Source organism: Flavobacterium sp. N502536 (assembly GCF_025947345.1).
GTDB lineage: Bacteria > Bacteroidota > Bacteroidia > Flavobacteriales > Flavobacteriaceae > Flavobacterium.
The window spans coordinates 2,830,176-2,843,151 of sequence record NZ_CP110011.1; the positions used below are offsets into that span (position 1 = coordinate 2,830,176).

The 12,976-nt window shown below is 34.8% G+C and carries 7 protein-coding genes, 1 tRNA gene and 1 pseudogene; 5 read left to right on the plus strand and 4 right to left on the minus strand.

What is annotated here, in order from left to right; genetic code table 11:
* Positions 1-77: 77 nt before the first annotated feature.
* A complete protein-coding gene (locus OLM61_RS12225; protein ID WP_264522963.1) occupies positions 78-533 on the plus strand; it encodes a hypothetical protein in 456 nt (151 codons plus the stop codon).
* Between the two features lie 393 nt (positions 534-926).
* A complete protein-coding gene (locus tag OLM61_RS12230; protein ID WP_264522964.1) occupies positions 927-3,551 on the plus strand; it encodes an NACHT domain-containing protein in 2,625 nt (874 codons plus the stop codon).
* Positions 3,552-3,909: 358 nt separating this feature from the next.
* Here the strand turns inward: OLM61_RS12230 and OLM61_RS12235 are convergent.
* Positions 3,910-3,982, minus strand: a tRNA-Met gene (locus tag OLM61_RS12235).
* A 116-nt stretch (positions 3,983-4,098) separates the two neighbouring features.
* Here OLM61_RS12235 and era point away from each other — a divergent pair.
* From era to OLM61_RS12250, 3 genes are all read left to right on the plus strand, one after another.
* Positions 4,099-4,980, plus strand: coding sequence for a GTPase Era (gene era / locus OLM61_RS12240; protein WP_264522965.1), 882 nt, complete (start codon positions 4,099-4,101; stop codon positions 4,978-4,980).
* A gap of 365 nt (positions 4,981-5,345) precedes the next feature.
* A complete protein-coding gene (gene der / locus OLM61_RS12245) occupies positions 5,346-6,653 on the plus strand; it encodes a ribosome biogenesis GTPase Der (RefSeq protein WP_017498805.1) in 1,308 nt (435 codons plus the stop codon).
* Positions 6,654-6,810: 157 nt separating this feature from the next.
* On the plus strand, positions 6,811-9,561 hold the full coding sequence (locus OLM61_RS12250; protein ID WP_264522966.1) for an outer membrane beta-barrel protein: 2,751 nt from the start codon (positions 6,811-6,813) through the stop codon (positions 9,559-9,561).
* Between the two features lie 134 nt (positions 9,562-9,695).
* Here the strand turns inward: OLM61_RS12250 and OLM61_RS12255 are convergent, their stop codons facing one another.
* From OLM61_RS12255 to OLM61_RS12265, 3 genes and pseudogenes are all read right to left on the minus strand, one after another.
* Positions 9,696-11,870: a TonB-dependent receptor gene (locus tag OLM61_RS12255; protein ID WP_264526379.1), complete on the minus strand. Its 2,175-nt coding sequence runs from the start codon at positions 11,868-11,870 to the stop codon at positions 9,696-9,698.
* A complete protein-coding gene (locus OLM61_RS12260) occupies positions 11,822-12,139 on the minus strand; it encodes a carboxypeptidase-like regulatory domain-containing protein (RefSeq protein WP_319800553.1) in 318 nt (105 codons plus the stop codon). The genes OLM61_RS12255 and OLM61_RS12260 overlap by 49 nt, the downstream gene beginning before the upstream one ends.
* A 350-nt stretch (positions 12,140-12,489) precedes the next feature.
* Positions 12,490-12,901: pseudogene (locus tag OLM61_RS12265) on the minus strand (RrF2 family transcriptional regulator).
* Between the last annotated feature and the right edge of the window lie 75 nt (positions 12,902-12,976).

Consider the following 12,976-nt stretch of genomic DNA (forward strand, 5'->3'; position numbering starts at 1 on the left):
GAGGAGACACAGAGTCGGAGATTGGTATAACATTCATAAGAGTACCTCGGAGAGCGAGGTGAAATAGTACAAAAACGATGAAAAATATAATAGTTTTATTGATGACTCTTTTTTTAGGAGCTTGCTCATCTGAAGAAAGTTATATTTACTACAGTTATAAGAAAACTACAATAACCAGGGTGGATAGAGGAAATAGGATCTCTTTTTATTATGGTAAATATAAAAAAGAGGAAGCTTTGCCACAATCATACATTGAGGAAACCTATTCGGGTTTTGATGGAGGAATGGATGCTTTTTTAATTGTTAAAGATGATGGAAAGGTGGAGGTAGTACCAGTAGGAGGGCTTTTTAAAACGATAAATTCAAAAGACAATTTATCCGTAAATGAGTTTAAAAGTAATTTAGACTATATTAATTGGGAAAAGAGTGTTAAGGGAAATTATCTAAATGTTTGTAGAGTGTCAAATGTATTAAAGGTTGAAATTCGACTAAATAGAGAAAATAACTCAAAAGTGAAAGCTATCTATCCTTAGTCCTCTGTTACGATTAGATTTCGACCCACGCTCTGCGAAGTGTTCATTTGCAACGCTGTGCGAATGTCTCTGACTTCGCACCCGCAAAGTGATTAAGTTTTCTTGTAGAAGATGTAATTTGGAAACGACTATTAATATAAAGAGAATTAAGAAAAGTCAGGAGACTTACAAAGGTTTAAGGTCAATGAGAACGAAAGGTTAAAAATGTAAAATCAGGAGACTTTGTGCAGTGGGGGATGTTTCCTTGTGAAATTATATTAAATTTTACAGGAAAACCCGTAGTAATACTTAGTGATTGGTATAATCGTAATTGATATACTTGTATAAAAAAATAATGTATTATGGTTTTTCATAATTTAAAGAATAGAAACCATTGATAATAAAAAAAGCAATATGAAAAGAGATCAAATTACGGATAGTGAAATAACAGAAAATCTGACATTTTATTCAAAACCCAATGCTTATACAGATCAATCTTTCCCATTTACGCAATTAAATGATCGAGTTTTTGAAATCATGCTGTATCAAATCTTTCAATTACGAATAGAAACAAAAGATTCAAGCTTAAATGAAAAATATGATGGAGTTTCTTTAATGCAAGGTGTGGGGGAAAGAGGCAGAGATTGTATATTGACAAAAAAAGGGGCAAATGTTGGTTTAATTCAATGTAAGCAAATTAATAAAAACATCACAAAGCCTGAGGTGTTAAAAGAAATATTAAAATTTGTTTTGCATTACATAAATGATGAAAGTTTAATTTCAGATTTAAATAATTTTACATACTATTTAGCAGTATCTAAGGGTTTTGCCGAAACATCAATTACCTTATTAAGTAATTTTAATAAGAGCTTTAAATCAGAAGATATTCAGTATTATTGTGAGGAATTAATATCTAAAAACGCTTCCTTAAAAACAATTAAATATTTTGATAAAAGAAAAGATATATATAAAGTCTTAGAGAAAATTGAAGTAAAAAGCATACATCCTGCTGATCTATCCCGCTATCTTTTCGAACACGATTCTTTGATTAAATGTTTTTTTAGAGTATTGACCATGACTGATAATGCACTATTGGAAAGTATAATTGAAACATATTTATCTCCCATTTTAAATAAAATCATACCTAAAGAGAATCGAGGAAATAAAGATTTTTCATTTAGATTTAAAGAATATATTCAAAGGGTTTATACTACCTATTCTTCTTCAAGGACTTTAGTATTCGGAAATCAGCAGAAAAAATTAGAAGATTTTTATTATCCTTTGAATTTGGAATGTAAAAATGAAGATATAAATTCTAAGCCACTAAAGGTTTGTTCGCTAAAATATGAAGAAAGTTTTCTACCACAATTTAAAAAAATTATTATTGTTGATAATGGGGGGATGGGAAAATCTACCATAATGAAGTGGTTGTTTTTGAATGTGTTAAAGTTTAAAAAAGGAATTCCAATTTTTATAGAGCTAAGAAAACTTAAAAATAGGAAAACTATCATTGATGAAATTATTTCCGAGCTAAACCCAATTGATGAAAATCTAGAAAGGGATCTTATTACTAAATTGATTGCTCAGGGTAATTTTATTTTCTTTTTTGACGGTTACGATGAAATATCTGATAATGATAGAGAATTTGTGACTACAGATTTACAAAGTTTTATTTCAAAATCATCAAATAATTTATTTCTATTAACTTCTAGGCCAGAAACAGCTCTGAATACTTTCTGTGATTTTAAAGAATTCAAAATTAGTAAAATGGAAAAAGCGGAAGCTTTTGAACTAATAAAAAAACTAGGAAGTAATAATGAAAAGTCATTAAGATTAATAGAGAAATTAAAAGAAAATGATTTTGAAAATATTGATGATTTTTTACAAAGTCCTCTATTAGTATCTCTTCTCTATAAAAAGTTTGAGCATAGAGAAAACATCCCTCTTCAGTTACAAGAATTTTACTATGATGTTTTTGAAGCGCTTTACCAAGATCATGACCTAACTAAAGGTGAGAGTTTTGTAAGAAATAAAAAAACAAAACTTAGTTTTAATGATTTTTTTCAGATACTGAGAGAATTTGCTTATTGTACATTTAAAAAAGGAGAAATTGAATATAACGACGCAATTTTAAATAAGTACCTTGATGAGATTTCAAAAAGATTACCGCATATAAAATTTAAGTTTAATGATTTGGCGGATGATTTTGTTAGGTCTGTTCCATTGTTCAATAAAGAAGGATTACAATATAAATGGTCTCACAAGTCTTTTCAGGAGTATTTTACTGCAGAATATATTTGTAGAGATTCGAAAGAAAAGCAGATAAGTATTTTAAATCAAATGTATAAAAGTTCTAAATCTGAAAAGTATGAATTCATCTTTAAATTGTGTTATGATATCGATTTTAAATCTTTTAGAGAGGCGGTTATAGTGCCTTATTTAAATGATTTTGTAGAGCATTATGAAAATTCTTTTGACAAATTATATTCTATTCCAGGCATCGATGAAAATGAAGTGACTTTAAGAAAAATAATAACTTTTAATAAATCATATTTAATAATTAATGATAAGAATAGTGATTTAACAAAATCGATTTATGAAAAAATAAGTAGCAAAGAGATTTTTAATGGAGGGAAAATTGAAAGCTTGCCAGACTTTATGGATGATGACCATAAAATTGTAGTAGTAGTTTTTTCTCCAATGAATATTATTGTAGGGTCGAGAAAGAAGTCTGATATATTAGAGCTTTTAATTGATAAAAAGAGTGATTTATTAAGGAAATTCAAGGTAACAAATAAAAGTATAACAAATAATAGTGGGAGATTGAAAGAAATTTTGCCAAAAACCGTTGTTGTGAATTCGAAGCATAATTTTTCAAATGAGTCAGCGGAGAACTTAACTTTTTTTAATAAAATTTTAATCTCAAACTTTGCAGGAAAAGAAGATCAACACTTAGATATTGTTAGAAGTAAGAAATTTTTAAAAAACTATGAGGATGAGGTGGTTAATGTTAGTGATGACTATTATCAAGGGTTTTAGCAGCATGTGTCAACAAAGGTCGAATAGTGTATGCTTTAGGAATCGTCTTTAGTCTTAGGTTTTTCTTTTAATATTTTTGGTTCAAAGTGTTCAAAACAAACAAAGCTCCAGATTTCTCTGAAGCTTTGTCTTAGTAGTTCGCCGCGGCGAAGACTCGAACCTTTGTCCGCCGCGGTGGATATGAGTCCGCCAGTTTTTATTTTGAAATAAAAAAAAACACCAACTTTTTCAAGTGGTGTTTTTGCTTAGTAGCGGGAACAGGACTCGAACCTGTGTCCGCCGCGGCGGATATGAGCCTGCCAGTTTTTATTTTGAAATAAAAAAAACACCAACTTTTTCAAGTGGTGTTTTTACTTAGTAGCGGGAACAGGACTCGAACCTGTGACCTTCGGGTTATGAGCCCGACGAGCTGCCTACTGCTCTATCCCGCGATGTTTCGGGTGCAAAGATACGCCGATTTTTGAGAAATCCAACGAAAACATTAAAAAATGTTTTATTTTCTGTATTGAGTTGATATGACTACCTTTGCAAAATAAATAGAACACAAATGTCACATAAAGCAGGTTTTGTAAACATCATCGGGAATCCAAACGTTGGAAAATCAACATTGATGAACGCCTTTGTTGGAGAACGATTATCGATTATTACATCAAAAGCACAAACAACCCGTCATCGTATCCTTGGAATCGTGAATGGCGAAGATTTTCAACTTATATTATCGGATACTCCCGGAATCATCAAGCCCGCTTATGAAATGCAGGAGTCGATGATGAACTTTGTAAAATCGGCTTTTGAAGATGCTGATATTTTAGTTTACATGGTCGAAATAGGAGAGCAGGACTTAAAAGATGAAGCTTTCTTTAATAAAATTATCCACGCTAAAATTCCGGTTTTATTATTGTTGAATAAAATCGACAACTCCAATCAGGAACAATTAGAGGAACAAGTAGGATTTTGGACGGCAAAAGTGCCCAATGCCGAAATTTTCCCAATCTCGGCTTTACAGAATTTTAATGTACCGGAAGTTTTTAGCCGAATCATTGAGTTGTTGCCGGAATCACCTGCCTATTATCCAAAAGATCAATTGACAGACAAACCGGAACGTTTCTTTGTAAACGAAACGATTCGTGAGAAAATCTTATTGAACTACAGCAAAGAGATTCCGTATGCCGTTGAAATCGTAACGGAAGAGTTTTTTGAAGATGAAAAAATTATCAGAATTCGTTCTGTGATTATGGTGGAAAGAGAAACTCAAAAAGGAATCATCATTGGACATAAAGGTGCCGCTTTGAAAAAGGTTGGAACAGACGCTCGTGCCGATTTAGAGAAATTCTTCGGAAAACAAATTCACATTGAACTTTACGTGAAGGTGAACAAGAACTGGAGAAGCAATGCCAATATGTTGAAACGATTCGGTTACAATCAATAAAAAGAGTTTTCAGTCGCAGAGTTCAGTCTCAGTTTTGTAAGGTGGAAGATTTAGTATATATCTGAAAACGGATACTGAAAACTGAAGCCCTAGCCCTGATAGTAGTGGAAATCCTTTTGTGAAGCTTTAGCGAAACAAAAGATTGAAACGGATAGCAGGAATAGCTCCTGAAGAAAAGGAATTAGTTTTGAGTTAAAGGTGGCCGTTTTAGTAGTTTTCTGACTGAATACTTAAAACTGCGACTGCTAACAAAAAAAGACTACCTTTGCAAAAAATTAAAATAAAGCATTTTGGATTTATAAGTGATAGGATTTTAGGAAACTAAAAATCTAAAATTTAGAATCTGAAATCTAAAATTCAAAAAAATGAATAACATTGTTGCGATAGTAGGAAGACCTAATGTAGGGAAATCAACCCTTTTTAATAGGCTGATACAAAGAAGAGAAGCTATTGTAGATTCGGTATCTGGGGTTACCCGTGATAGAAACTATGGTAAAAGCGAGTGGAACGGAAAAGAGTTTTCTGTAATTGATACCGGTGGATACGTTCGCGGTTCTGATGACGTATTTGAAGGTGAAATCCGCAAACAGGTAGAGCTTGCTATCGATGAAGCTGATGTTATTATTTTTGTGGTTGATGTAGAAGAAGGAATTACACCAATGGATGAAACAGTGGCGAAATTGTTGCGTAAAGTGACAAAACCGGTTTTATTGGCTGTAAATAAAGTAGATAACGCAATGCGTGAGAAAGATGCAATTGAGTTTTATAATCTTGGTTTAGGAGATTATTTTACATTTGCAAGTATCTCAGGAAGCGGAACAGGAGATTTATTGGATGCTTTAATTGATGCATTCCCGGAGAAACCGGAAGTTGAGGTTAAAGAAGATTTGCCTCGTTTTGCTGTTGTAGGACGTCCGAATGCTGGTAAATCAAGTTTTATCAACGCTTTGATTGGTCAGGATCGTTATATCGTAACGGATATTGCAGGAACAACCCGTGACGCCATTGATACAAAATTTGACCGTTTTGGTTTTGAATTTAATTTGGTTGATACTGCGGGAATCCGTCGTAAAGCTAAAGTAAAGGAAGATTTAGAGTTTTACTCGGTAATGCGTTCGGTTCGTGCGATTGAGCATGCCGATATTTGTATCTTGGTTATCGATGCAACTCGTGGCTTTGAAGGTCAGGATCAGAGTATTTTCTGGCTGGCAGAGAAAAACCGTAAAGGGGTTGTGATCTTAGTAAACAAATGGGATTTGGTAGAAAAAGATACCATGTCGACTCGCGATTACGAAGAGAAAATCAAAAAAGAATTAATGCCTTTTACCGATGTGCCAATTTTATTCGTTTCGGCTTTAACCAAGCAACGTTTGTTGAAAGCATTAGAAGCTACTGTTCAGGTTTTTGAAAACAGAAAACAAAGAATTGCGACTTCAAAATTCAACGAATACATGTTGAAGGTAATTGAAGCTTATCCGCCACCGGCAACAAAAGGGAAGTATGTGAAAATTAAATATTGTATGCAGTTGCCAACACAAACGCCTCAGTTTGTATTTTTTGCCAACATGCCACAATACGTTAAAGAACCTTACAAACGTTACCTGGAAAATAAGATCAGAGAAAATTGGGATTTCGCAGGAGTGCCAATCGATATTTATATCAGAGAAAAATAAAAGTAAAAGTCCTCCTAAAAGAGGACTTTTTTTATGCCTTGTTGTTAATTCGAACTATTTTTGTTAGGCCTAATGGCATACTATTTGACCGAATGTTTCGTTCACAATAAACCTTTTGACTCTTTTGGAGTCTTACTATTTCTAACAAACCCTTTTCATGACCAAATTTTTGTATTATCTGATTGTTTTCCTTTTTTGTTATTCGGCCAGTGCACAGAATGACATTGTTCTTAAAGGAACCGTCGTAGATATCAACACCCAATTGCCACTCGAACTGGCAACGGTTTATTTTACAACTGTTAAAGATTCTACGGTAATCGAATATGCAACAACAGATAAAAATGGTGCTTTTAGCATTAAAACCAAAAAGTATGATAAACCTGTTTTTCTGAAGGTTAACTATATGGGATACCAGCCTTATTTTGAGGAAGAAAAGAGCATTCCCGAAAGTAAAGATTTTGGGAAATTGTATTTGCTTGAAAATGTAAATGTCTTAAAGGATGTTGTGATCAAAAGCGAAGTTCCGCCAATTACCATTAAAAAAGATACTTTAGAGTTTAATGCAGCATCATACAAAGTGCGCCCGGACTCGAATGTAGAAACTTTATTGAAACAATTACCGGGTTTTGATGTGGCTGCTGATGGTAAAGTTACGGTGAACGGGAGAGAAGTCAATCAGGTCCTGGTAAACGGGAAGACGTTTTTTAATAAAGACGGTGCCATAGCATTGAAGAACCTTCCCGCCGAAATAATCAAAAAAATTCAGGTGTCTGATTTTAAAACAAAGAAAGAGGAACTTTCCAAACAGGAGTCGACTTCAGATTTTTCGAGTATCAATATCACAATCGACGAAAAGAAAAATAAAGGTTACTTTGGGAAGATACTAGGCGGTTATGGTTCTGATGAACGATACGAAAGCAGTCTGCTTCTGAACTTTTTTAACAACAAGCAAAAAATAAGCGTACTAGCCTCTTCTAACAATATTAATTCTACCGGTTTTGCGATGGATGAAGTATTTGATAATATGGGTGGAGGACGAAATAGCAGGAGCAATAGTGGAAATTCGGGAGGCAGTAAAGGAATTACACAATCAAATCTCGTTGGACTTAATTACTCTGACGATTGGTCGAAAAGTTTGATGGCTATGGGGAGTTATAATTTTTCGAATTCGATTAATAACAACGATAGCAAATCCGATCAGGTTAGTTTTTTGCCTACCGGAAATATTGCCACATCCTCTGATTCTAAAGCAAGAAATGAAACCACCGGAAACAATGTAAATTTTGAATTAGAATATGTGATTGACCCGACAAGCCGATTGGTCATCATACCAAAAGTAAACCAATCGCGTTCGAACAGTAATTCGTCTTCCTCGAGTTTTTCTGAAGACGAGAATGGAAATTCGCTGAATGAAAGTAATGCTAAATCGTATTCAGAAAGTACAAATACCAGTCTGGGGAACACCATAAATTTTAATAAGGGGTTCAAGAAAGAACACCGCAATTTTAATCTTTCTTTTGACAGCAACAATACGAGTACCGATAATGAGGTGCAAAATTTGTCTCAAACTATTTTTTATCAGGACAGTAAACCTAATGACGATAGAAATCAGAAAAGTTTAAACAATAATAAGAGTGATACGTATTCGCTTGAACTTGAATATACAGAGCCAGTGACGGATTCTTTGCGAATAAGATTCGGATCTAATTTTGATTGGACGAAGGAAATTAAAGATGCAAAAACATTCGATTTTGATGCTGCAACACAATCGTATTCAGATCTCAATGCGTCTCTAACAAATTATACTTCCTCAAAGCAAAATTCGTTTAGTCCGAAAGTTGGATTAACCTGGCAAAAGAGAAAGTTTACGGTCAATTTAAATTCGCGTACAGCAATGGTAGAATTTGACAATCACTCGCTATATCTGAACAATACTACCGATTTGAACAAACGATATATTTTGCCTTATGGCGATTTTCAGATTCGATATAAGTTTAGCCGTTCCAAAAATATGTCATTCAGGTATGATTATTCGAATACGCTTCCTACAGCGGTTCAGCTGCTGCCGGTTTTAAATTTAACCAATCCGTTGAATACAATTACCGGGAATCCTGATTTAAATCTTATTGAAAAAAACAGTGCTAATTTTAGTTTTAGAGACTATGATTTCCGAACCCGTTCCGGTTACAGTTTGTTTATAAAAGGGGACTACTACAACAACGATGTGGTTTCAACTTCAATTTATGATGACAGCGGAAAGAGAACCACAACTTATGCTAATATCTCAGGAACTTACACGACTTCGATTGGCGGAAACTGGAATCAGTCCGTTAAAAGAGGGGCACATCTTTTTAGATATGGTTTCGGATTAAATGGCAGCTATTCTTTCGATAAAGGGTTTACCAATGCGGTATTATACAATGCAAAATCGACAGCGATTACTCCAAAAGTCAATTTTACGTATGAATATGGCGAGCTGCTTATTATTTCTCCTGCCTATAGTTTGTCCTATAATGAGACTAAATATGAGAACTCTTCGAGAGATGCGAGTTCAAATGTAGTGCACCGGATCAATTTGCAAACCACAAGTTACTGGCCTGCAAACCTAATTTTCGGAAACGATTTTGGGTACACCTATAATTCGGATATTTCGGGCAATTTCAAAAAGGATTTTTATCTCTGGAATACCAGCCTGTCCTATGGCTTTTTTGATAAAAAGGTATATGCTAAAATAAAAGTTTACGATGTCTTAAATCAGAATCAAAGTGCTACCAGAACCATTTCGGCGACTTCCATTCGGGATGAAGAAAATACGGTTCTGAAACGTTATGTGATGTTTTCATTGAGTTATAAAATAGGGAATTTTGCTGCTGCTGAAAAAGGGAAGAAGAGAAGGCAAATGGAGTGAGGAAAGGTTCTGAGTTACTGAGTTGCTGAGGGGCTAAGCTTTTATACTTAAAATGGATTTGAGAACCTGAAATAAAAAAACGAGACAGATTTAAAAACCGGCCTCGTTTGATGTATTGAAAATTAACTAACTGTTTACAAAGAATATTTCAAAGTTACTCCGTAAGTTCTTTGATCTCCAATTACTCCTGCATATTGTCCGGAATTTCCACCTGCAGGTAACAATTGCTCGTAGTAATCTTTGTTTAAAAGGTTTCTTCCCCAGAATTGAACGGATAGTCCTTCTGATGCACGGAATCCTAAACGTGCGTTGAAAATAGCATATCCCTGAACGACTAAGTATTTTGAAGCAGAAGGGCTTGATGAAAATTTAGAACGTGCATAAGAATCAACCGCTACGAATATTTTTCCTTTGTTTCCGAAGAATTTTGCATTGTCAGAAAGCTCACCTCCTAAAGATCCTGCCCATTTTGATGCTCCGGGTAATTCTGATCCTGATACATCTTTAAAGGCTACAGGAGCTCCTGTTTCTTCTAACGGAAGTGGTGCATTGGTAAACTTAACATATTTTGCATCGGTATAAGTAGCAGCTGCATTTACGGTCAGGTGCTGGCTAAAAACAAAACTTGCATCAAGTTCAGCACCTCTTACACGTACTTTATCAGCATTGGCAAGATAACCACGGTTTACTCCAAGTTCGGCAGCCTGAACATTGGTTTGAAAATCTTTGATTTCCGTATTAAAGAAAGTCAGGTTGAATACTGAGTTTTTAAACGGAGAAGTTTTTACTCCAACCTCATAATGATTCACTTTTTCAGGTTTGATTACAGCAAGATCTAATAATGGCAATCCTTTTGAATCTGTTGGAAGTCCGGCAACATTCACACCCACCGGTTTGTAACTTTTAGCATAGGTCGCATAAGCATTGATTTTGTCTGATGCTTTGTAAGATACCGTTATGTTTCCTGAAAAATCGGTATTGTCAGTGTTAGAAGCAAAAGACTGATCAGAGTAAACTGATTTTTTAAGCGCCAGTAAAGCCGGATCGGTAGTTTGAAGACCACCGTAGGTTGTACGGCTGTAATTAGCATCTTTTTTGTCAAAGTTATATCTTAAACCTGGTAATACGTGTAATCTTTCTGTAATAGCCCAATCAATCTGACCAAAAACGGCAGCACTCGAAGCTCTGATTCTGGCATCTGTTTTAATTCCGTATCCTTCAAAAAGACCCGGAGTTTTCCATAACGCGCTGGTACTGCTTTGGGAGAATCTCCACTGTGCATTACCCGATTCCTCTGTTCCGTTTGTCTGTGAAGTCTGGTCGATAAAGAAAGCGCCCACTACACCGCTAATTTTTGAGGTCAGCTGACCTGCATAACGTACCTCCTGAGTAAATTGTGTTTGTCTGGTTGGGTTTTGAGATTTAGCCAAAACCTGTAATCCTGTAAAATCTCTGTCATTTGAAGGATCCCAGTTCCAAAAACGCCAAGCAGTAGTTGAGGTAAGTGTTCCCGATCCAATTTTAGTATCGATATTAAGCGAAACACCACCCATATCCTGTCCTGAACGCCATGGAGTATCATGATCAATTTTTCGGTCAAAAGCATTTTGACTTGGAAGTTGATAGTTTAAATCTTTAATGATCGCATCAAACTGTCTGTAAGCAGCTCTTTGCGTAGGTGCAACACCTGCAACAACCTGTGCGTATCCATCCGGACGCTGAGTTGTGATATCGGCAGCAAGAATAATATTGGTATTATCTGATGGAGTAAAAAGCAATTGCCCTCTAATTCCCTGATTGTTTAAGCTGTTGGTTGGTCTTCCGGTTGCCACATTGTCGATTAAACCGTCACGTTGTGTACCTGAAAAAGAGATACGACCAGCTACTTTTTTACCTAAAGCTCCTGTCACCGATGCTTTAGCCTGAAGAAAAGCATAGTTTCCGTAGCTCACCTCAAAATCGGCACCACTGGTAAAACTTGGTTTGCGGGTGGTAATGTTAAAAGCTCCTGAGGTAGTATTTTTACCAAATAAGGATCCTTGTGGTCCGCGTAACACCTCGATTTGATCTACATCAATAAAGTCAAGAGTAGTTGCAGCAGGACGGGCATAATAAACACCATCTACATAAAAACCAACTCCCGGATCGATTCCGTCATTAGTAAGTCCGAAAGGAGAACCAAGACTACGAATGTTGATTCCGGTATTTCTTGGGTTTGAAGAATATAATTGTACAGAAGGAACTAGTTCTTTAATACGGTTTACGTTAAAAGCTCGGTTTGTTCTGCTTGTTTTCCTGTAATTACGGATATTGCGATAGGCACATCCTGTACTTTTTCGATTCTTCGTCTTGAAGAAACCACCACTTCAATAAGTTCGTTTTCCTCTTTAATCGTTACCTGTAAAGGAGCCGATGGTAAATCGACAAGTTCAATCTCGGTAGTTTTGTATCCTACATATTGAATTAACAGGGTTATAGGAAGTTTTCCTTTGCTGTCGATACTGAATTTTCCGTTTTGATCCGAAGTCGTATTGGAAGTTGTTCCTTTTATAACAATATTAGCCGCTTCTAATGGAATGTTTTCACTTGTTTAACTACACCTTCAATGTTTTGTGCAAATGATATGGAGAAAGTAAAATGGAGAGTATAGTAAGTATATTTTTTATCGAATTTTTCATTTTTATATTAAGTATATGTGATTAGTAGAATTTAAAATAAATTTTTTTTACCAACACATACACATTGTAGAAGAATTGTTTTTCACGGTAGTGAACTGAATATTATAATTTCTTTGCAAAAGATTTTTTGATACATTGATTGGTTGCGAATGTACTTTCATAGTTAAAATTTTGTAAATGGTTTGTGAATTATTTTTTGCAAATATATATATAAATTCTATCGATTTACTAGGAATTAAAAAATATTTTTTTATTTCTTTACCAATGAGGCGATTGTGATGCCTTGCATGGCTTTAAGAGTCTCATCCCTGATGATCATTAAACCATGTCTTAGACTGCATTCTTCCTCGGTTTTACAATCCGAACAAGGTTCGTAAAAGTTTAATGAGGCACAAGGTAATAGCGCAATTGCACCGTCAAATAAACGGTGAATTTCTGCCAGAGTAATATCATTTTAGAGCGTATCAGATAATATCCGCCAAATTTTCCCTGCTTACTGCTCACAAAACGACCTCGTTTCAGATCCAATAAAATCTGCTCAAGAACTTTTTAGGAATATTGGCTCCATCAGCAATCTCAATGGTTCTTGAAATGTGATTTTCTTCCTGTTCTGCTAAATAAAGTAAGGCCTTAAGGGCGTATTTTGCTTTATGTGATAACATCTATTTTTGAATTATAAATTTGTAAAATGTAAGCTGTAAATTGTGAAATGTAAGCTGTGAACTGCGACTGAGACT